The organism is Corynebacterium simulans, from assembly GCF_001586215.1.
GTDB lineage: Bacteria > Actinomycetota > Actinomycetes > Mycobacteriales > Mycobacteriaceae > Corynebacterium > Corynebacterium simulans.
The window spans coordinates 1275193-1294280 of the sequence record NZ_CP014634.1 but is presented as its reverse complement, the minus strand read 5'-3'; the positions used below and the strand labels follow the sequence as shown (position 1 = coordinate 1294280).

18 protein-coding genes and 1 tRNA gene are annotated in these 19088 nt (G+C 60.7%); 6 read left to right on the top strand and 13 right to left on the bottom strand.

The genetic code is table 11. The features are described from left to right. Positions 1-8 precede the first annotated feature (8 nt). From WM42_RS06075 to WM42_RS06055, 5 genes are all read right to left on the bottom strand, one after another. Positions 9-3374, bottom strand: coding sequence for an arabinosyltransferase domain-containing protein (locus WM42_RS06075; protein WP_201057427.1), 3366 nt, complete (start codon positions 3372-3374; stop codon positions 9-11). Between the two features lie 30 nt (positions 3375-3404). Then, the gene (locus WM42_RS06070; RefSeq protein WP_062036286.1) at positions 3405-5375 is read right to left on the bottom strand and encodes a galactan 5-O-arabinofuranosyltransferase; all 1971 of its coding nucleotides are present in this window, start codon (positions 5373-5375) and stop codon (positions 3405-3407) included. A gap of 37 nt (positions 5376-5412) precedes the next feature. Beyond that, a complete protein-coding gene (gene dprE2, locus WM42_RS06065; protein WP_062036284.1) occupies positions 5413-6171 on the bottom strand; it encodes a decaprenylphospho-beta-D-erythro-pentofuranosid-2-ulose 2-reductase in 759 nt (252 codons plus the stop codon). 48 nt (positions 6172-6219) lie between these two features. Then, complete coding sequence (gene dprE1 / locus WM42_RS06060) at positions 6220-7635, bottom strand: decaprenylphosphoryl-beta-D-ribose oxidase (protein ID WP_061919991.1); 1416 nt, start codon at positions 7633-7635, stop codon at positions 6220-6222. 144 nt (positions 7636-7779) lie between these two features. Next, complete coding sequence (locus WM42_RS06055; protein ID WP_061919993.1) at positions 7780-8058, bottom strand: hypothetical protein; 279 nt, start codon at positions 8056-8058, stop codon at positions 7780-7782. A gap of 34 nt (positions 8059-8092) precedes the next feature. Here WM42_RS06055 and WM42_RS06050 point away from each other — a divergent pair, with 34 nt between their 5' ends. The 4 genes from WM42_RS06050 (at position 8093) to WM42_RS06035 (ending at position 10425) form a co-directional block, all read left to right on the top strand. Next, a complete protein-coding gene (locus tag WM42_RS06050; RefSeq protein WP_062036282.1) occupies positions 8093-8557 on the top strand; it encodes a hypothetical protein in 465 nt (154 codons plus the stop codon). Positions 8558-8612: 55 nt separating this feature from the next. Next, entirely contained in the window at positions 8613-9503 is an 891-nt protein-coding gene (locus tag WM42_RS06045; protein WP_062036280.1) for a plasmid pRiA4b ORF-3 family protein, read from the top strand. Between the two features lie 71 nt (positions 9504-9574). Then, entirely contained in the window at positions 9575-9964 is a 390-nt protein-coding gene (locus WM42_RS06040; RefSeq protein WP_061920154.1) for a GtrA family protein, read from the top strand. Further along, positions 9964-10425: a GtrA family protein gene (locus WM42_RS06035; protein ID WP_062036278.1), complete on the top strand. Its 462-nt coding sequence runs from the start codon at positions 9964-9966 to the stop codon at positions 10423-10425. Before WM42_RS06040 ends, WM42_RS06035 begins: the two co-directional genes overlap by 1 nt. Here WM42_RS06035 and glfT1 read toward each other — a convergent pair whose 3' ends face one another. The 3 genes from glfT1 to wzm all read right to left on the bottom strand — a co-directional run bounded on the left by glfT1 (position 10426) and on the right by wzm (position 13174). After that, the gene (glfT1, locus tag WM42_RS06030; protein WP_062036276.1) at positions 10426-11331 is read right to left on the bottom strand and encodes a galactofuranosyltransferase GlfT1; all 906 of its coding nucleotides are present in this window, start codon (positions 11329-11331) and stop codon (positions 10426-10428) included. It abuts the gene before it with no gap. A gap of 168 nt (positions 11332-11499) precedes the next feature. Further along, a complete protein-coding gene (gene wzt / locus WM42_RS06025) occupies positions 11500-12294 on the bottom strand; it encodes a galactan export ABC transporter ATP-binding subunit Wzt/RfbE (RefSeq protein WP_061920004.1) in 795 nt (264 codons plus the stop codon). Between the two features lie 28 nt (positions 12295-12322). After that, positions 12323-13174, bottom strand: a complete 852-nt coding sequence (gene wzm, locus WM42_RS06020) for a galactan export ABC transporter permease subunit Wzm/RfbD (RefSeq protein WP_062039227.1) — start codon at positions 13172-13174, stop codon at positions 12323-12325. Positions 13175-13414: 240 nt separating this feature from the next. Here wzm and WM42_RS06015 point away from each other — a divergent pair, with 240 nt between their 5' ends. Continuing rightward, entirely contained in the window at positions 13415-14671 is a 1257-nt protein-coding gene (locus WM42_RS06015) for an aminotransferase class V-fold PLP-dependent enzyme (RefSeq protein WP_062036274.1), read from the top strand. 24 nt (positions 14672-14695) lie between these two features. Here WM42_RS06015 and WM42_RS06010 read toward each other — a convergent pair whose 3' ends face one another. After that, entirely contained in the window at positions 14696-15655 is a 960-nt protein-coding gene (locus WM42_RS06010) for an NAD(P)H-quinone oxidoreductase (RefSeq protein WP_062036272.1), read from the bottom strand. Between the two features lie 82 nt (positions 15656-15737). On the opposite strand from WM42_RS06010, the gene WM42_RS06005 reads away from it, so the two are divergent. Next, positions 15738-15822 (top strand) — tRNA-Ser (locus WM42_RS06005). A gap of 202 nt (positions 15823-16024) precedes the next feature. Here WM42_RS06005 and WM42_RS06000 read toward each other — a convergent pair. Genes WM42_RS06000 through WM42_RS05985 form a run of 4 tightly spaced genes read right to left on the bottom strand, consistent with a single transcriptional unit; the run spans position 16025 to position 19083 of the window. Further along, complete coding sequence (locus WM42_RS06000; protein ID WP_062036270.1) at positions 16025-17029, bottom strand: ThiF family adenylyltransferase; 1005 nt, start codon at positions 17027-17029, stop codon at positions 16025-16027. Next, the gene (locus WM42_RS05995) at positions 17026-17472 is read right to left on the bottom strand and encodes a molybdenum cofactor biosynthesis protein MoaE (RefSeq protein WP_062036268.1); all 447 of its coding nucleotides are present in this window, start codon (positions 17470-17472) and stop codon (positions 17026-17028) included. Before WM42_RS05995 ends, WM42_RS06000 begins: the two co-directional genes overlap by 4 nt. Next, positions 17462-17932: a MogA/MoaB family molybdenum cofactor biosynthesis protein gene (locus tag WM42_RS05990; protein WP_062036266.1), complete on the bottom strand. Its 471-nt coding sequence runs from the start codon at positions 17930-17932 to the stop codon at positions 17462-17464. The genes WM42_RS05995 and WM42_RS05990 overlap by 11 nt, the downstream gene beginning before the upstream one ends. Then, a complete protein-coding gene (locus WM42_RS05985; protein WP_062036264.1) occupies positions 17932-19083 on the bottom strand; it encodes a molybdopterin molybdotransferase MoeA in 1152 nt (383 codons plus the stop codon). Before WM42_RS05985 ends, WM42_RS05990 begins: the two co-directional genes overlap by 1 nt. Between the last annotated feature and the right edge of the window lie 5 nt (positions 19084-19088).

Genomic DNA, 19088 nt, shown 5'->3' with positions numbered 1-19088 from the left:
ACCCAGCGTTATTTCTCCTCAGAGCCCTCCGGGCGAATCTTCATCTCGGATTCCTTCCAGAGTCCGGAGCGCGAAACGATCTCATGATCGATGTTCGCCTCGGCAGGTGCCTCGCCCTTGGAGTTGGTGCGCAGCTCGTACTTTTCGATTGCGCCCCAGTCGCGAGCCCAATCATTGTTGAGGTAGCTCGGAATCTCGTAGGAGTAGTTGACTGCCTCAGCCGTGGCCATCGCGCCACCGCCCGAGAAGGACTGGAAGTCAGTCAAGGACGTCTGCGCCGCAGCATCCGGCAGGATGCGGTATTCCGGAATCTCCGTCACGCCCGCATAGTGGTCGAAAGTGCGCTGGCATGGGAACTGCAGAGCCACAGACCAGTCCAGCAACGCCGGGGTCTGCGAATCGAACTGTGAGTTGATGGTCGCCAGCTCCGGCACGCGCGGCGGAGTGAAGGCGAGCCATTCGTCCTCGTCAGTGGAATCATCCACGGCCACCAGGCGGACCACGTTGGCCTCAGACGGCAGCTTGTCCAGCGGGATGCGCAGGTTACGCCACTTCGGGGTAGCGCCGACGTCGGAAAGCTCTGCTTCGCCCTTGTTGGTGGCCTTGCCGTCCTTGTAGGTGGCGTACTCCAGCTTGAGCTCCATGCCGTCCTGCTCGATGCCATTGACATCGTGGTGGTAGATGTTGCCCGCCGCAGAAACAGCCAAAATCGGGGCGTTTTCCTTGGCCTCAGGCAAGTTGTACCACTGGGTCGTCACGGTAGAGGTAGAACGCTGCTTTTCATCGTAGGAGCCCAACACCGGTACCTTGTTGTAATCCAGGTTGAAAGGCAAGTGACGGGTCGAGCCGTTTACGCCCTTGGTCCCACGCACGCCGCCGCTTTGCTCATTGGCGGACTTTTCGCTGTTTTCCTCCGACTGCGCGGCATCGGCAGAGTCAGCATTTTCTGCCTTTTCGGTTGAGGTATTCGCAATTGCGCCAACCGACGCCGAGTTCAGGTTCTCCGGCTCGATGGATTCCGGAATGTTATCGGGGCCAAAGCCGAAGGAATCTTCGCTTGGGTCCTCCAGCGAATCCTTGAGCTCGCCTTCAACCGGGCTGAGGAAGGAGTCGTTGGTGTTGGTCTCTACCATCGTGGCGTCGGCAAGCGAGCACTGGTTGCCCTTCAGCGAGGCCAAGTTGCCCTTGCCCACGGAGTAGGAATCCTGCTGCGAAGCATAAGCCTTAGCGAAGGATGCACACGAGAAGGCCACAATCAGCGCGCAGGCCAAAGCAAGCGGCGCGGACATAATGCCTGCCCAGCGCGAGACTTTGGCGGCGGCCTGTACCTTGAACTCCTCGAGGCGGCCTTCCTCTTCTGCTTGGGCCTTGCGGTAACTGTGGAACATCGCCTGGACGACGCCGACGGCAAGGACCACCAAGCCAATAAACAGCAGCACGGTGTTGGCCTCAATGGCCTTGAGCTGAACCGTGCGATCCCACCACGGGATGCCGAAGGAGGAGACGTACCACCAGGCATTCCAGCCAGCCATGGAGATAGCCAGCAGGAAGATGACCGATGCGAGGGCGAAGGTGCGCGCGCGTGGCGAGCGCATTGCGATCTGGGAGAGGACAACCGCGCCCAATGCCGCAATCACGCCCGCGACGCCGGCGTAGATACCGAAGTGGTGGGTCCACTTGGTTGGGGTGAACATCAAGAAGAAGGTGCTAAGCCCAACGATGAGCAGCAGGCGCTGGGTTGGGCCGACTGCTGCGCCGACGACGCGGCGATCCTTGATGAAGGCATAGATGATTAGCGCCAAGCAGAAGATCATGGTGAACATGGCGAAGCGGCGGGTCATCGAGCCGTCCACGGACTGCTGGAAGAGCGTGGTGTAGCGCACGTACTCCGAGTACCACGGCAGCGAAGGGCCGACCTCAGAGCGCACGCGGGTGGACTCCATGACCGAAGCCAGCGTCTGATCACCAAAGGCTGCGACCATGATGGCGGTGCCGGAAGCGAGGAAAGGCGCAATCATGGCGAGCCAGCCCACGTGCGGGGCGCGCTCGGCCATGAAGGCAAATAGCTTCGGCAGTGATACCAAGAACACGCCGACGGCGAAGAGTCCGGTAGGGCCAGCGCCCAGCGTCAAGGTTGCGGCGATGGTGCCCACGGCTGCTGGCAGTAGGCGGCGGGTGGCAATAGAGCGCTCGAAGGAAGCCCAGGTCACCATGACACCGAGAGCCACGATCGGCTCTGGGCGGGTGCCGTTGTTATATGGCAGCCAGAATGCCAAGAACATGAAGGCGGCGGTCCAGTGCGCCACGCGGCGCTTATTCACCAAGTCACCAAAGCGCGGCAAGATTTCGCGCGAGAGGATGAACCAGACGATGAATGCGGAAAGCAGGGCGGGCAGGCGCACGAACACGGAAGTGCTGGAAATCTCGGACAGGAATGCCACGAGGTCGTAATACGGGGAGCCGAACGGGGCCTCGGGAACGCCGTACCAGCGGTAGTAGTTCGCCATATAGGAGGCGTGACCGGAAACGCGGCTCATCGTCAGGATGAAGCCGTCATCCGAGGTATTTGCGCCGAAGATATGCCAGAAGACGAGGACGGCAGCAACCACGCCGTCGAGCGGGCGGATCTGCTTCCAGGTGGCAGGCATAAAGCCCAGCTTGTGCCCGTCTAGACGGTCAATGCGCCACAGGCAGAAAAGGCTCAGGATGGTCATGGCCACGCCCAGCCACATCGCAATCTTCTTTAGCAAAGAAGGCGAGGAGGTAAAGCGCGAGTTGATATCGACGTGGACGTTTAGCCCTTCGTCGACAAGCTGTGCGGCATCCTTATCTTCTAGCTCGGTGTAGACGCCGGTGACCTGCGGACGAACGTCGTCCTTCGTGGTTTCGGAATGCTTATCCACGCTGACCGTGGTGCCGGAGCCGGAGGAGTCGATCTTGAGCACGGCGTCGTCAGGCAGTGCGGCTACTTCCTTGGGGGTAAGGGCAAGCAGCACCTCGTCCAAGGAGACGACGGACAGGCCTTGGTCGCTCACGCGGACGAACATGCCGCGGTTGGAGGCCTTGGTGGATTCCGGCGGGATGGTGCCGTAGAGCAGGTCCTGATCATTATGGAGCTGGTCTGCGGCGCTCAGTGGGATCTCGGCCTTGATGTCCTCCGGCGCCACCGAAATCAGCGGGGCGTTTATGGACTGCAGCGAGTTATTCTGCGGCCAATCAAAAGAGGACTGAGTTTGGTTCACCGGAAGTAGCGGGGTCGCTACAAAACAAATGAAGCCAATCAGGCCGGCAATAATGGCGGTTAGCCGCAGCGAACGCGGGGCGTCCGCTATGGCTAAGCGGGTATTTTCGGTACTAGGAAGGCTAACTGACACGGCGATCAGTTTACGGCACGGCCCCTAGAGTTAGTGAGAACGCACCGCCACCACGAATGGGCCAACCTGCTTGGTATCCCAGCCTTCCTCGAAGACATCTGGGTTGAAGAAGACCGCACGGTAACGCACGTTGGGCTGGTTGGGGTAGATATCCTCAGCCAGGTGGATCTTGAAGCCATCGCCCGGCTCTTCGAGGCTGCCGCGGAAGATGACAACATCGGGACCATTCCACTTCGCGGAATCGAGCGCCTTCTGGAACTCGGCTGGCGTTTGCTCCCAGGAGTCCTTGCCCCAGGCTTCGATCTGCGCGTTGCGGGCGCTGAACTCACCCAGCGGGTTGGCGTAGTGGCTGGTAAAGGCGTTGAAACCCCAGTATGGGTGATAAGCCATAAACAGCTTCTCGTCCGTCATGACCGTGGTCGCATTCGGCGCGTAGCCGTGGGAGTCGATGAACTCACGGATCTTCAGGTAGTCCTGAGAGGAATCGCTGGCAAAGCGGTCGGCGCGCTCGCCGTTGCCGTCGGTATCGGTATAAGCGTGGTCGAGGGCATCCTCGTTGGCTTCCGGGATGTGCTGCGCGTAGTAGATTCCGCCGAATACCAAGAAGACGGCGAACACCGCGGTGATGCGCTTGTTGGTGGTCTCACTAAAGCGCGCCGGGTACAACGTGGGAATGCCCAGCAGGCGGATTTCTGCCAGACAAAGAACGCCGGCGGTGGCGAAAAGCAGCACGATGATGCTCTCCAAGCGGAAGCCCAGCAGGGTGGAGCCGGCCAGGGTGACCACCATGGACATCACGACCCAGAGGTAGGTACCCAAGGTGGCGATGACAAGGGCGCGTACTGCGGCGTCTTCCAGGCGCATGGCCATGTAGATAAGGCCGATGAGGCAGAGCGCGCCGATGATGCTGAAGGAGAGGAAAGGCACCGGAATTTGGGTTCCTTCCTCCGGCAGGTAATGCTGAGCGGCGGACTCCAGTGGCGCCTCTGCGCGGAGGGTGGCGAGCAGATAAGGCGTCCAGGCAATGGCGGCGATGGCCAGCGAGCCGACGCCGATGACCACCAGGTGTACGAGGGGGCGCAGGGAGCGCTCGTAGATTGCGGTGACGATAGCAACCAACGAGACCACGGTCAGTGCGATGGCGCCGGTGAACAAGGTGTAGAAACAGGCGGAGAAACCCAGGTACAGGGCCATGCCCAAGGTAGAAAGCCAGGAGCCGTTGAAGGCACGGGCAGCCAGCACGGCTACTGCCGGAACGCCCATGGCGATGACCGCGGAATAAGGCTCCTCAGCGTTGACTGTGAGCGTGACGGCGGTGGTCACGAGCGCGATTGCGGTGGCAACTGGAAGCGAGCCCACCAAGCGCTGCCAGAGCGGAACGAGCAGGCAGCCACACATCGAGATGGAAATCAGCGCCCACGGCTGGAAGACCTCCCAACCAGGCATGTGCAAAAGGTTGGCCACGCGGCCGCCGAGCCAGAACCAGCCCATGGGGTAGAAGGTGGGAAGGCCCTCGTAGTTCATGTCGGCGTAGCCCATCTGATCCGTGGTGCGGGTCAGGAACTGGGTGCGGAAGACCTGGTCCACCTGCACACCGTCCAGCCACAGCTTGGAGGCGGAAAGCGGCAGACCGATGGCAGAAAGCACTAGCAAGGCAGGCGAGAGATAGCACGCCGCGTAGGTCAGCCACGTGCGCCACTTAGGCCGCGTGAAAGCAGGACGGTGGGTGTCATAAATCCACTTCACGCAGAGCACGCCGACCAGCAAGAGGGTCAAAACAATGCCGACCGTGCACAGCGCACGGGTGACCATGGAGGTACTAAAAGCCGGCAGGGAGACCGTCTTGAAGACATAAAAACCGAGGAGAGCGACGACCGCCCCGCCAAGGGCAGCCGCCGCTATGCCCAGCAGAGCCGACTTAGTTGAAAGCTCGTCGGCGTTGTAATCCGTGGCACGGGTGTGTTCAGTGTGCATGGAGTGCATGGTTGCTGGGCTAGTCATGCACACTAGTTTCCCACATTCGGGATGATTGCTGGAATTAGAAAGGCAGCTTTCGGAAGATGGATTGTGGGATGAACTTGAAGGCCAAGGAGACGTACTCGAACAGTGGGTGTACGTAGATGGACTGCGTGCCGTTCAAGATTGCCTTGACGGTGGCCTTGGCAACATCGTCAACGTTGACGGTCAGCGGTGCCTCGCCAGCGTTCGCGGACATCTTGGTGCGCACCTGGCCAGGACGAACCACGAGGACGTTGGCGCCGGAGCCGCGCAGTGCCTCACCCAGGTTGATGAAGAAGCCATCCACGCCGGCCTTGGAAGCGCCGTAGACAAAGTTGGAGCGGCGCACGCGCATACCCGCTACGGAGGACATGGCGACGATGGTGCCGTGGCCCTGCTCCTTGAACTTCTGGCCCAACAGCACGCCCAGGGAGACCGGGGCGGTGAAGTTGGTCTGTGCGGAAGCGACGGCCTTGGCCTGGTCCTGCCAGAGTTCTTCCTGGTCACCCAGGGTACCGAAGGCGACGATGGCAACGTCGACGTCGCCGCGGTTCCATGCCTGCTTGACGACGTCCGGGTGGGCCTCGAAGTCAGTTGCGTCAAAGTCGATGACCTCGACGTCAGCACCGCGGGAGGTCAAAGCGGCGGTGGCATCGGCGATGCGCGGGGACTGTGCGCGGGCAGCGAGGGTGACCTTGGCCGGGCCACGCTTCAAGAATTCCTCGACGATGCCGAGGCCGATTTCGGAGGTGCCGCCAAGGAGAAGGATGTGTTGTGCTTGGCCTACTGCATTGAGCATGTGGGTTATTCCTTAAAAGATCTTCTGCGTTGTGTTCGGTGCGGACGTTTAGCGCAGCTCGAGGCGGCGGGACATGTCGGATGCGAAGACGCCGGTTGGGTCGATGGCGTTGCGGGTGGCAAGCCAGCCCTCCATGCCCGGGTACATCTTGTGGAAGTTCTCCGCAGAGGTGCGGGACTCCTTGGCCAGGTAGAGGCGGCCGCCGAATTCCATGACGCGCTTGTCCAGATCATCGAGGAAAGCACCGAGACCCGGCTTGATTGGGAAGTCCACGCAAACGTTCCAACCCGGCATTGGGTAGGACAGCGGAGCCTTGTTGCCTGGGCCGAAGAGCTTGAACACGTTCAGTGCGGAGTAGTGGCCGGACTTTTGCATGTCACGGATGATCTCCTTGAAAGGCTCAACTGCCTCGGTCGGTACCACGAACTGGTACTGCAGGAAGCCGTTGGAACCGTAGCCGCGGTTCCACTCGCCGATGAGATCCAGCGGTTGGTAGAACTGCGTCAGGTTCTTGATCTTGTTACGAGCCGGTGCGCCCATGAGGTAGTAAGCCTCGCCGATGGCCATCAGGGAGAGCTTGTTCATGGTGAAGTTCGGGAAGATATCCGGCACCGTCATCAGCTGTGGAGCGTTGAACTTCAGCGGATCCTTCGCCAGCTTTGGTGCGAGCTCTTCGAGCTGCGCCAGGGTGGCCAGGCTGCCGCGGGAGATGGTGGAGCGGCCGAGCTTTGGCTCTGGGGAGATGACGTCGAACCAAGCAGAGGAGTAGGTGTAGTTGTGCTCGGAGCCATCCGAGTGGAAGGCTACGGTCTCATCCAGGTTCTCGGTGCGGTCAGTGTCCGCGATGAAGTAGGCGGTCTCGGTCTTGGTCATGCGGATCTGCGCGCGCAGGATGATGCCGGTCAGGCCCATGCCGCCGACGGTGGCCCAGAAGAGCTCTCCGTCTGGATCATCCTTGGAACCGTTAGGTTCCAAGTGGAGTACGCGGCCGTCTGCCACGAGCAGCTCCATGGAGGTGACGTGGTTGCCAAAGGAACCAGCAGAGTGGTGGTTCTTGCCGTGGATATCCGGGCCGATTGCGCCGCCGATGGTGACCTGGCGGGTGCCTGGCAGAACCGGGACCCATAGGCCATATGGTAGGGCGGCCTTCATCAGCTGATCCAGGGTTACGCCACCGTCTACGTCGACGATTGCGGTTTCCGGATCGATGGAGTGGATCTTGTTCAGCGGCTGCATGTCGATGACCAGGCCGCCGCCGTTTTGGGCAGGGTCACCGTAGGAACGGCCCATGCCGCGGGCGATGACGCCGCGGCGCAGGTGTGCTGGTTTGTCGGAGTTATCTTCTGCAACCTGGGCGACGGCCTTCTTGATGACCTCGACGTCTTCGGTGGACAGTACGTGGGCAGTCGTCGGCGCGGTGCGGCCCCAGCCGTGCAGGGACTTTTCGGTGGTATGTAGTTCCATCTTTTACTCTTTACTCGACGTGATATGTCGTTCCTAGCCTACTCACCAACACGGACACGTGACGTGCGTGACGTTAGTGATATTTGGAACATGTTCGGGCATCGGCAGGGCCCGAATGTGTTGATTTGGCGTCCTAATCCAGATCTAATACAGATCCATGAGCTCGCGGATCTCTGCTGGGAGCTGCTCCTGGGAGGTAATCTCCGGGCCCTTGTAGGAACGCAGAATCTCATAGACCCGACGGCGCGAAGTGGAATCGAGGATGGGCAGCTCCTCAGCCATAAGGCGCGTCATAAATCCATCGAGCGGGAGATTGGTGTGCTCGGTGGCCAGGAAGTGGCCGTTGTACTTGTCGTCTTCAGCGCGTTCGTCTTGGGCTGCGCGCTGGGCAGGGGTGAGGTGCTCTTTCTTGGAGGAGTACATGCGCTTTAGCTTAGTGCCGCATAAAGTAATCCCCATGACTGAGCAAGACTCCGCACAAGAAACCGAGCGCGTCGACCGCTACGCACTCGATGACACCCTGGCTGGCCGCATAACGCAATCGCTGGCTTTGGGCCTTATGACCTCCTATCCAGATTGGATCAAGAACAAGAAGGCACTCGTCGCCGCTTATATCGGCTCGTTTCTGGGCTTCGGCGCGCTGGTTGCGGTGACCAATGCACAGCGCGAGCAGGAAGAACAGCAGCCGGTGCAGGCACAAGAACAAGAGATGGACGTGAAGGCCTGGGCAGCATTTGTTGCCGTAGTACTGGTGCTCATCGCCGGTGGTTTCATCAACGTCAAGGTTGCGCAGGCCATGGTCAAGCCCCTGCGCAAGCGCGGTGTGCAGAAGCCATGGACCACTCTGGGGGCCATCGGCGCGGGCCTGCTTTTTGTGGTGAGCGAGCTGGAAGCACGCGACATCGCCAAGCGCGCGGCATAGCTTCACGCGCTTGCCTCGACAACTTTGACCCGCAACTTTGCGTATGGTGGGGCTCATGAGCCTCGGGGTCACAGATTTGAGTACGGCACGCGCCAAGCGTGACAACTCTGTCGTGACCCTGCGCCGCGAGCCTCTCACCGTCATCTGCCAGGTTTCCAACGTGAGCGCGGACGTCGAAGTCCACCGCCAAATCGGGTTTTCTGACGCCCTTACCTTTGAGCAACTCCACCACGTGCTCGAAGTCTGCTTCGGGCTCCCCGATGAAGATTCGCCGTGGCACTTCTTTGAACACCATGAAGCCCGCGGGGCCCGCATCGATCCCAAGCATCAAGTCTCCGAGTTTTTGTGGCGTGAGGGCGTGCAGCTGGACTATGCCTGGGGGTTGTGGGACTTTAGCCTGGTTGCGGTTGACATTTACCCGCGCGATTCTGGTACCCCTGAATCATTGTGTGTAGGCGGATCGGGCGCCTTCACGCAACCTTTCGATCTTACCGCCATCAATGCGCAATTAACTGGTCAGGAGACCATCGATGAAGTACTCAACATCGTGGCCCCGCCGGTGCGCGCGCTCATCCAGCGCAGCAAGCTTTTCGATTTCGTGCCGCTGCTGCAGGCACTCGATCTAGAGCGCAGCGATTCAAACGCGCCTTCTTCGGTCTTAGATTCTTTGCCGCGGGAAGTTACCGCAGAAGGCCAGGATTCGTTTTGGTCCATGGTCTTAGCGCTGACCTGCATGGGCGGGCGGGAGCTTAGCAATTCCGTGGCAGAGTCCACGATGGATGCCTTGGGTTGGGTCTCTGATGAAGGCAAGCTCTTAACGGGTGAGGAAATACGCGAGTTGTGTAGCGCTTCGCTTTCTGTGCTTGCAAGCGTGGGCGCCTATGGGGATGAGGCACTAGCGCCGGTGGATCGTCTTGACATTTACCGTGCCCTACTGCGCAGGTAGGCTTTTTAGCCGTGACTGATAAAAATCCTTCTGACGCGGCGCCCCGCGACGTCGAGGTGCGCCGCACCTCGCTGGCGACGCAGCTTTTCCGTTTCGTATTCGTGGGTGTGTTCACAGCGGCAATTGACTACGGACTTACTTTGTTGCTGACCCATTTTGGCCTGCACCGTTCTGCGGCAAAGGCAATCGGTTGGGTCTTTGGCACCATCGCAGCGTACGTTGCCAATGCGCGTTGGACTTTCGGCGCGCAGGTCTCCGGCCGCACTGCGGGTGCCGTGGCGGCGTTGTATGCCTCGACCTTTGCGGTACAGAACTTCCTGTACTGGGTGCTCAACGAGCCGCTGATTTCTATGGGCTTTGAGGGAGCAGTCAAAGACACCATCGCGTTTGTCATCGCGCAGGGTGTGGCTACGGTAACCAACTTTGCCATTCAGCGCATCTTCATCTTTAAGGGAGATTAATGGTGACTAGCGCAGAGAAACTCTCACGCTCGAATTCCCTGCAGGCGCAGGGAACCAAGTTTGTTGTTACGGGCGTAATCTCTGCGATCGTTGATGCTGGCCTAACGTGGCTTCTGCAGCTGGGCTTGGGGCTGCTTGATAAAGATGGCGCCCGCACCGTTGGCTTTATCTTTGGCACGCTCGTGGCGTACTTGCTCAATCGCCGTTGGACGTTCAACGCCAAAGCCTCCAAACGCCGCCTTGTGGCAGTGGCGGCGACGTACGCCCTGACTTATTTGGTCAACATGGTGATCTACCGCCGGGCTTTTAACTTCTTTGACGAGGACCTGGCTTGGTCATCCACGTTGGCGCTGGTCGCGGCGTATGTTCTTGCGCAGGGCACGGCCACCACCATCAACTTCTTCGTGCAGCGCTGGGTAATCTTCCGCCGCACCCGGAAATCCTTCGTGGTGGAGGATTAGTTAGGGCCGGCGGAAGTCTTCCTTGCGGCCCTGGTTATGCAGGCGAAGCCACTCTACAAAGCCTTGTGGATCGCGTTTTTGGACGAGGAAGAACCAGCCAAAGCGCGCGAATTCTTGGGGCAGGAGCTTGCGCATGCCGCGCTGCCAGAGTAGATAGCCGCGGTTGCGGTAAGTAAAGAACCTCTTGAACTCGCCGTCTGGGTACTGGGTGTGCATCTTGCCGCCAAGAATCGGCTTGAACTCGTCGGAACCATCCGGGTGTAGGTAGCTGGTGGTCAGCGCGGTGCCGAACTTGAGGCCCGAGCCTGCTAGGCGGCGGTGGTATTCCACCTCGTCGCCACGGATAAAGAGGCGATAATCCGGTACACCGATTATCTGCATGGCTTCCGCCGAAATCAGTGCGCCGTTGAAAAGCGACGCAATACCTGGCAGGAAGTCTCCCTCGAGCTCGCTCATGTAGCGGCGCCACACGAGGCCCTGGCGCAGCGGGAAGGCCAGGCGGGCTGGCTCGTTGATGTTGCACACGGCAGGGGAGACCTCGTGCAAGCCGTTGGCTTCTGCCACGCGGTAGAGCTCTGCGAGCACGTTTTTATCGGCGGGGCGGCCATCGTCATCGGCGCACCACACGGCGTCGGCGCCCAACGAAAGAGCCGTGAGGAAGCCAAGGGCGAAGCCACCCGCGCCGCCCAGGTTTGTCTGGGAAGGAACGTAGACGGCGCGGTCGCCGGCAATCTCATTGACCAATTCCTCGACTGCGGTCTCGGCCCCATTGTCCACCACGATGATCCACTGCACAGGGTGGGTCTGGTGCGCTACCTGCTCCAATGAGGCGCGAAGCAGTTCCACGCGCTGGTGGGTGACGATTACGGCGGCCGTCGAACCGGCGGCGTTCAAGGTGGCAGTCATGGGCTCTATTCTGCCACCCGTGGCGCCGCGTATAGGCTTTGGACATGGAGTTAGAACAGATGTGGCCGCCGTTTGCTGTGCGGATTGATGCCAGTGGCTATACGACGACACCGGCTACACCATCGAAGTAGAAGGCGTAACCGGTGAGTTAAAGAAGATGCTTGGGGCTTAGTCGTCTTCGTTGTCGAAGCGGCGGCGCAAGTCCTTGACGTATTCGCCTACCTCGGGGCCTTCGTATTGACCCACGACCTCAGAGACCTCGCCGGCAGAGCGGACGGTGCCGTGGTCAATCCACAGCGCGGTGTTGCACAGCTGGGCCAGGAAGTCATTGGAGTGGGAAGCAAAAACGAGGATGCCGGAGCGCTTAACCAGCTCCTGCAGGCGCACGCGGGCCTTGGCCATGAAGGCGGCGTCGACTGCGCCGATGCCCTCATCGAGCAGCAGGATTTCCGGTTCGATGGAGGTAACCACGCCGAGCGCCAAGCGTACGCGCATACCGGTGGAGTAGGTGCGCAGCGGCATGGCGAGGTAGTCACCCAGTTCAGAGAACTCGGCGATCTCATCCATTTTGTTTTTCATCTGCTTGATGGTCTGGCCCAAGAATAGGCCGCGGATGATGATGTTGTCGTAGCCGGAGACCTCTGGGTCCATGCCCACGCCCAAGTCGAAGACGGGGGCGACGCGGCCGCGAACGTCGGCAGTGCCGCGCGTGGGCTCGTAGATGCCAGAAAGCAGACGCAGCAGCGTGGACTTGCCGGCGCCGTTGTGGCCCACGAGACCTACGCGGTCACCTTCACGGAGGTGAAGGTTGATGTCTTTGAGGGCCTCAACCACGACGGTTTTGTCGGAGTTTTGGCCAATCGCACCGCCGGCTGAGGAAAGTACGGCCTTCTTTAAGGAGCGGGACTTGGCATCAAAGATGGGAAAGTCCACGCAAGCGTTATAAGTATCGATAGAAACCATTGTTGAAGATCCTTTCGTGCAGCTTGCGCTATACCCAGTAGCTCACGCGGAAACGCCATTGGCGCATGGCTAGGCCGGCGACGAGGAGGCCCACGACGGTACACGCGATGACGATAAGCCAGTGGTAGCCCGCGACGGGCTCACCGATCATGGGGGCACGCACGATCTCCATGTAGTGATACAGCGGGTTGATCTCTGCGATGCGAGCGCGGTTGCCCACGGCACCGCCTTGCTCCTTCAAAGTGTTGGTCATCCAGACAATCGGCGTGACGTAGAACAGCAGCTGCGTGAGTGCCTCGAGCAGTGGCGCAATGTCGCGATAGCGGGTTGCCACGATGCCGAAGAACATTGCTACCCACACGCCGTTGACCAGTAGGAGGCCAAGTGCCGGGATGAAGAGGAAGAACTCCCAACCCAGGTGACGCGGGAAGATAAGGATGAGCAGCAGCCAGATGATGAGGTTGTGGCCCAAGAATAGCGTTTGGCGCCACACCAGGCGGTAGACGTGCACCGATAGGGGAGCCGGGAGCTGTTTGATGAGGCCCTCGTTGTCAATGAAGACGGTGGAGCCTTCCTTGATTGCGCCCGAGATGAAGTTCCACATGATAAGGCCCACGGTGACGTGAGGCAGGAACTCCGCGACTGGGATCTGGAAGAGCATGGAGTACAAAAGGCCCAGTGCTGCTGCCATCACACCGGTGGCGATGGTGATCCAGAAAGGTCCTAGAACCGAGCGGCGGTAGCGTTGCTTGATGTCCTGAATGCCCAGCATGAACCACAATTCGCGCTGTTTGGCGCCTTGGATAAGATCGGCAAAAGCCGACTTCATGGTCATGGACTGGGAGGCCGGTACCGCGCTTTCCTCCGGGGTGGAGGTCATGCGGGCGATGTCGGCGCGCAGTTGGTTGTTATCTTGCACGTCAAAACACCCTAGCGCGCGTGCTGGACAAACGGGTATCTACACGCCGTCTGTACTGGGGGAATGGCTGTAACCTGCAAAAATTCCTTTTTAGGAAACCAAACCCAAAGCCGTATAGAGTAGGGAGTCGACTGCCCCACAGCGGCCCCTACAAACGTTGCGTTTGGGTACCAATGAAAGGCGTAGAGGAAGGTTTTATACATGCCATTAGGCTTGCCAGCACGGTATGACGTCGCCAGTGTGCGAGGTCTTTACACTGGCCTATCGGACGGGTGGACCTACCTCAACGCGAATGCTGCGCCGCAGATCTCTGAACGAGTAGCGGCCGGCGTAGCTCGCTCGTTCCGTATGTCCCCAGCAGTAGCCCCGCAGGAAGATGCCACGGGAGCGCATTCCGCGAATAGCGCGCCGGGCCGGTTGGAGGGCTCTGCGCATTACGACGCCGCGCGCATGGCGATTGCGGATCTCGTGGGCTCGAAGGCCAGCCGCGTGGTCTTAGGCCCTTCGCTGCCAGCTTTGTACCAGACCTTGGCGCGCAGCCTGCGCCCGATGTTGCGTCATAATTCTTCGGTGGTTCTGTCCAAGTTGGATCCGCCGGCGCTGTACTCCGCGTTGTCGGAGCTTGATGCGGAAGTGCGTTGGGCACAGCCGGATCTGGGCACGGGTGAGCTGCCGGCTTTCCAGTACGCTGAGCTTGTCGACGGCTCGACGCGCCTGGTCTCCTTCTCCGCAGCGCATGAGCTTTTGGGCACAGTAACACCCACGGCTGAGATCATTGAGAAAATTCGTTCGCGCTCGCGCGCGTGGACGCTTGTCGACGTCTCCGCGCTCGCGCCTTATCGCCCCCTGGACTTTGATGAACTCGGCGCGGACATCATCGGCATTGATATCGGAATGCTCGGCGGCCCGCAGTTAGCGGCCCTGGTATTCCGTGATGAAGCGATGTTCCGCCGCGTCGATGCGCATAGCCCGGTGAAGGCTTCTAATTCTGCGGAAAAACTAGAGACCCCAGTATCTACCGGCCTGGCCGGTGGCGTTGGCCCTCTAGTTGATCACTTAGCAGCGTTGGCTGGCGGTGAGGCTGGTTCGCGCCGCGTGCGCGTGCATAAGTCGATGGAGGCGCTGAATGAGTACTTGGGCGATCTGACCAATGACATGTACGCCTACTTGGAGACCTTGCCGGCCGTCCACATCTTGGGCGTGACGGGTGAGGCTGCCGCCGGCGCTTCAAAGGATCGCCTGCCGCGGCTTACCTTCGCGGTGCAGAACGTACCGGCAGAGACGGTGCACCGCCGCCTCATCGATAACGGCCTGGTCACGACGTTGGCGCTGCGCACTCCGCTTCTTACGGAGATGGGCGCCGACGAAATCGGCGGCGCCGTTACCGTGGCCTTGGGCCCGTTCAACACCCGCCACGATATTGAACACCTCACGCGCGTGGTGGCGTCTTTGGCCTAAGCCAGTAGCTTAGACCCAAGACGTTTAAGACACCGTCAGCACCAACTTGCCGGTGACGGCGCCGGAGTTTAGTGCTTCGTGCGCAGCGGCGGCCTCGGCCAGCGGGTAAGTGCCGTGGAGATGGTGCTTTACCGTGCCATCTTCCAGCCATGGCCACACGTTGGCGACGGTGTCTGCCACGATTGCGGCTTTGTCCTCAATGCTGCGGGAGCGCAGCGTCGTGCCCTGCAAGGTGAGGCGCTTTGCTAGGACGATGCCCATGTTGAGCTCTTCCTTCGTGCCGCCTTGCAAGCCGATGGTGACCATGTGGCCGTCGGTAGCCAGCGCCTTCAGGTTCTGTTTGAGGTACTTCGCGCCGATGATGTCCAAGATGACGTCGCATTGGTTCTTCAACTCTTCTGCGAAGTCTTGTTCCTTGTAATTAATAAGGATGTCTGCGCCATAGTGCTTGCAGGTCTCCAGCTTCTCCGCGGAGCCGGCCGTCACCGCAACAGTAGCGCCCAGCGCCTTGGCCACCTGGATGGCGAACAAGCCGATGCCGCCCGCACCACCATGAATGAGAATGGTTTGCCCAGCGTGCAGGTTCGCTTCCATGGCGAGGTTGGACCATACGGTGCAGGCCACCTCGATGACTGAGGCGGTATCGGTAAGCGAAAAGCCCTTCGGAATGGACAGCAGCTGGCCCGCTGGTACCGCGACATATTCGGCGTAACCACCGCCGGCAAGCAGCGCGCCAACCTGGGTGCCTTCTTTCCACTCGGTGCCATTTGCATCCACGATTTCACCGGCCACCTCCAGGCCGATGGTCTCGGAAGCGCCTGCTGGTGGCGGATAGTGTCCGCGCGCTTGCAAGAGGTCAGCGCGGTTCACACCCGCAGCATGGACCTTTACTAGAACTTCTCCGGGGTGGAGCAGCGGCTTTTCGACGACGCCTAGCTCCAGCGCGCCGGGATCTTTAGGGTCGGTCTGCACGATAGCTTTCATGCCCACCCAGCTTAACGAAAACTCCGAGGCCGAATATGATCTGCATCGCTAGGTTTAGTAGGCTTAGTGGGTCGCAAGACAAGGAGACGTGGCAGAGCGGCCGAATGCACTGGTCTTGAAAACCAGCGTGGGTCAAACCACCGCGGGTTCAAATCCCGCCGTCTCCGCCGTGTGAAGTCTCGAGACATCGTTCCTTTGGATGGTGTCTCGAGATTTTTGTTTCCTTCAAGATCCCTTCGCACCGCCATGCGTGGTTTCATGTACCGATATATGTAAATAGCGGCCAGAAACCTGGTGATTCAGGCACGCTAAATACACACAGAGGTACATGAACCGTGGGCTGCTTTCAGTTTCCTTAATATGGGGCGCCTACGCGGTATTCTGCTCCAGCCAGGCATTGATGCCGCCGCGCAGGGAGTAGACCTGCGTGTAGCCGCGCTCGCGTAGTGCGGCTACGGCTTGGGCGGAGCGGATGCCGCCGGCGCAGTGGATGACGGCGGGTTCGTCGTGGCCGAGCCGGGGATTCTCACCCGCCAGGATGCGGTCCAGGAGGAAGTGCTCGGAGCCGGGGATGGAATGCTCCGCGCGTTCTTCCTCGGTGCGCACATCGATGATGCGGTAGCCGGAGGGGATGGTGCGTATTTCGGGGGCGTCGGCAGGCTGCGTGGGCGTTGCGCCGCTGGCAACCACCGGAATGTACTCCCAGGTGCAGGTCAGCGCATCGAAGTAACCAATCTTCCCAGTAAGCAGCGTGCCCATACCCGTGAGGTACTTAAGGGCCTCCAACGCCATGGCGGAGCCCACCGTGCCCACCACGGGGCCCAGCACGCCGGCTTGGGAGCACGAAGGCACCGAGCCAGGGGCAGGTGCCGTGGGAAAGACGTCCTCGTAGACCGGACCGTGCCCAGACCAGAAGACGGAAAGCTGCGCATCGAATCCTAAAATCGACGCCCACACGTGCGGAATACCCAGCTCGTGGCACGCCCAAGAGCACAGGTAGCGGGCTTCAAAATTATCGGTGCCGTCTAAGAGGACGTCGGCTTCAGCCAAGTGCGCAAGCGCCGTGGCGGAGCTGAGGCGCGGGTACTGCAGTACCTGTACCTCCGGATTGAGTTGATGGATCGTCTCCGCGGCCGACGCAGTCTTCGGCCCACCAATATCGTCCATGCCGTGGATGACTTGGCGTTGCAGATTGGATAGGGAGACCACGTCGTCGTCGAAAAGCAGGATGCGCCCCACACCTGCGCCCGCGAGGTAAAGCAGGGCAGGCGAGCCAAGCCCGCCGGCACCGATGACCGCCACCGTTGCATTAGTTAGCTTGGCCTGGCCCTCTGTACCCCACAGGGCCTCCTGGCGTGCGTAGCGATTACTCATTCCAAGCCCACCCAGTTGCTAAAACCATCCGCGTAACGCTGCTCTTTCCAAATCGGCACCTCCGCCTTCACGCGGTCGGCGCACTCTTCCGCAGCCGCGAAAGCATCCCCGCGGTGGGCCGCGGCAGCGATCACCACGAATGCTGCCTCGCCCACGCGCAGATCACCGGTGCGGTGTGCGCACCACAGGCGGGTATTCGGATGCGCGGCGATGACTTCTTGCGCCACGCGGGAGATCTCGGATTCGGCAGTGGGGTGCGCGGTATAGCGCAAAAGCTCCACGCCGCCGCGCCCGCCATCATGGTTGCGCACGATGCCGTCGAAGGTGACCACGGCACCCATCGCCGGGGTGGAAATATCAGGCTTTTCAATGGGCGAGCTCGTCATCATCGCCCCGATTACCTTTCCGGTATCGGCGCTAACAAAGGCGGGATCAGTGCTCATGCCTTCCTTCCAATTGATCGACGATGTGCGGTAGCAAAGGCTCCAAAACCTTACAACCATCCTTCACCCCGCCCGTGGAACCGGGCAGCGCCATGGCGAAGGTGTGTGCGTTGACGCCGGCGACGGTACGCGAGAGCGCGGCAGTGGGCACGCTTGCCGACGCCGCGTAAAAAGCATGCGCTATCCCCGGCAGCTCCCGTGCCAGATGCGCGGAGACGGCCTCCACCGTGGCGTCGTCAGGCGAAATGCCCGTGCCTCCGGAAGTTAAAATGACGCTGGGCTGGGCGGCGAAGACCTTATCGAGGGCCTCGGCGATTTCGGCATCGGGTACCACGAGCGCATCCGGAGTATCAAAGCCCATCCGCCGCAGAAAATCCACCGCGATGGGCCCGGAACGATCTTCGTAGATGCCCGCTGCCGCGCGGGTGGAGGCAACCACTACTACTGCACGTCGCGCCATTAGAACGGGATAACCTCAACGACATCGCCCGGCTGCAGCTGTGCGCCGGCCGGGATGCGGATGAGGGCGTTGGCACTCATGGCCTGCGAAATCAGGTGCGAACCAGTGCCAGCAAAGAGCTCGGCCGTGGCGATACCGTTTTCATAGTCGATGATGCCGCGACGGAACTGGTCACGACTTTCCAAGCCGGTGACCGGAACGGTGACCTGCGCGGTGTGGGCTGTTTTGGCGCGACCCAGCGCGGGTCCTACGTAGATACGGAAGCTGACCAGCGTTGAAACGGGGTTGCCGGGCAGGCAGATAACCGGGACGCTGCCCAGCTTGGACAGTCCCTGCGGGCCGCCGGGCTGCTGTGCTACGTGGCCGAACCAGCCGTCTTCTTCGAAGACCTGGCGCACGACCTCGAACTTGCCGTGGGATACGCCGCCGGAGGTGACGATGGCGTCGGGCTGGTAAACGCGGACCACGCCGTCCAGATCGGAGCGCAGGATTCCTGGGTCATCGTTGGTGCGTACGAAAGCAACGACCTCAATGCCGTACTCGCGGCAGAGAGCAGCAATCATCGGCGCATTCGCATCGGGGATGCTGGCCGCACCTTGGCCGCCGATCTCTGCGCCACCCGTGGCGACCACGATGCGTGCCGGGGCATAGACCTCGACTTCAGTGATGCCTTGGGAGGCCAGCGTGCCGATGATGGCTGGGGTCAGCCGCGTGCCTTCCTCCACCAGCACCTTGCCAGCCGCGATGTCGGATCCGGCCTCGCGGATGAACTGGCCCGCCGGAGCCGCCGGAATGGTGACTTTTTCCCCTTCGCGCGGGAACTGCGGTGGCTCGCATTGCTCCACTGGGACGATGGTCACGGTGTTCTCTGGCACCTTGGCGCCGGTCATGATTGGGGCCGCGATGCCATCCTGTGCAGCGCTGGGCACAGCACCGGCAGCCACCGTCTGGCCGACGGTGAAGGTGCCGCCTTCCGTCGTGGTGATGGCGTAGCCGTCCATCTGCGAGTTATTAAAGCGCGGCATGTCATAAGCCGCGGCGATGGTGCGCGCGAGGATCAAGCCATCGACCTCCAGCAGTGAGCGCGTCACCACCGTCGGCGCAGGTAGTGCCCCACGGATAGCTGCTAGGTGTTCTTCGTAACTGCGCATGCTGG

What these genes read in the sequence shown, in the direction of transcription:
- WM42_RS06055 (WP_061919993.1), bottom strand. Translation starts at nt 8,058, where the DNA reads ATGTACTCCTCCAAGAAAGAGCACCTCACCCCTGCCCAGCGCGCAGCC.
- dprE1 (WP_061919991.1), bottom strand. Translation starts at nt 7,635, where the DNA reads ATGGAACTACATACCACCGAAAAGTCCCTGCACGGCTGGGGCCGCACC.
- WM42_RS05985 (WP_062036264.1), bottom strand. Translation starts at nt 19,083, where the DNA reads ATGCGCAGTTACGAAGAACACCTAGCAGCTATCCGTGGGGCACTACCT.
- wzm (WP_062039227.1), bottom strand. Translation starts at nt 13,174, where the DNA reads ATGACCTCCACCCCGGAGGAAAGCGCGGTACCGGCCTCCCAGTCCATG.
- WM42_RS06045 (WP_062036280.1), top strand. Translation starts at nt 8,613, where the DNA reads ATGAGCCTCGGGGTCACAGATTTGAGTACGGCACGCGCCAAGCGTGAC.
- wzt (WP_061920004.1), bottom strand. Translation starts at nt 12,294, where the DNA reads ATGGTTTCTATCGATACTTATAACGCTTGCGTGGACTTTCCCATCTTT.
- WM42_RS06000 (WP_062036270.1), bottom strand. Translation starts at nt 17,029, where the DNA reads ATGAGTAATCGCTACGCACGCCAGGAGGCCCTGTGGGGTACAGAGGGC.
- WM42_RS05995 (WP_062036268.1), bottom strand. Translation starts at nt 17,472, where the DNA reads ATGAGCACTGATCCCGCCTTTGTTAGCGCCGATACCGGAAAGGTAATC.
- WM42_RS06015 (WP_062036274.1), top strand. Translation starts at nt 13,415, where the DNA reads ATGCCATTAGGCTTGCCAGCACGGTATGACGTCGCCAGTGTGCGAGGT.
- WM42_RS06070 (WP_062036286.1), bottom strand. Translation starts at nt 5,375, where the DNA reads ATGACTAGCCCAGCAACCATGCACTCCATGCACACTGAACACACCCGT.
- WM42_RS05990 (WP_062036266.1), bottom strand. Translation starts at nt 17,932, where the DNA reads ATGGCGCGACGTGCAGTAGTAGTGGTTGCCTCCACCCGCGCGGCAGCG.
- glfT1 (WP_062036276.1), bottom strand. Translation starts at nt 11,331, where the DNA reads ATGACTGCCACCTTGAACGCCGCCGGTTCGACGGCCGCCGTAATCGTC.
- WM42_RS06035 (WP_062036278.1), top strand. Translation starts at nt 9,964, where the DNA reads ATGGTGACTAGCGCAGAGAAACTCTCACGCTCGAATTCCCTGCAGGCG.
- WM42_RS06050 (WP_062036282.1), top strand. Translation starts at nt 8,093, where the DNA reads ATGACTGAGCAAGACTCCGCACAAGAAACCGAGCGCGTCGACCGCTAC.
- dprE2 (WP_062036284.1), bottom strand. Translation starts at nt 6,171, where the DNA reads ATGCTCAATGCAGTAGGCCAAGCACAACACATCCTTCTCCTTGGCGGC.
- WM42_RS06010 (WP_062036272.1), bottom strand. Translation starts at nt 15,655, where the DNA reads ATGAAAGCTATCGTGCAGACCGACCCTAAAGATCCCGGCGCGCTGGAG.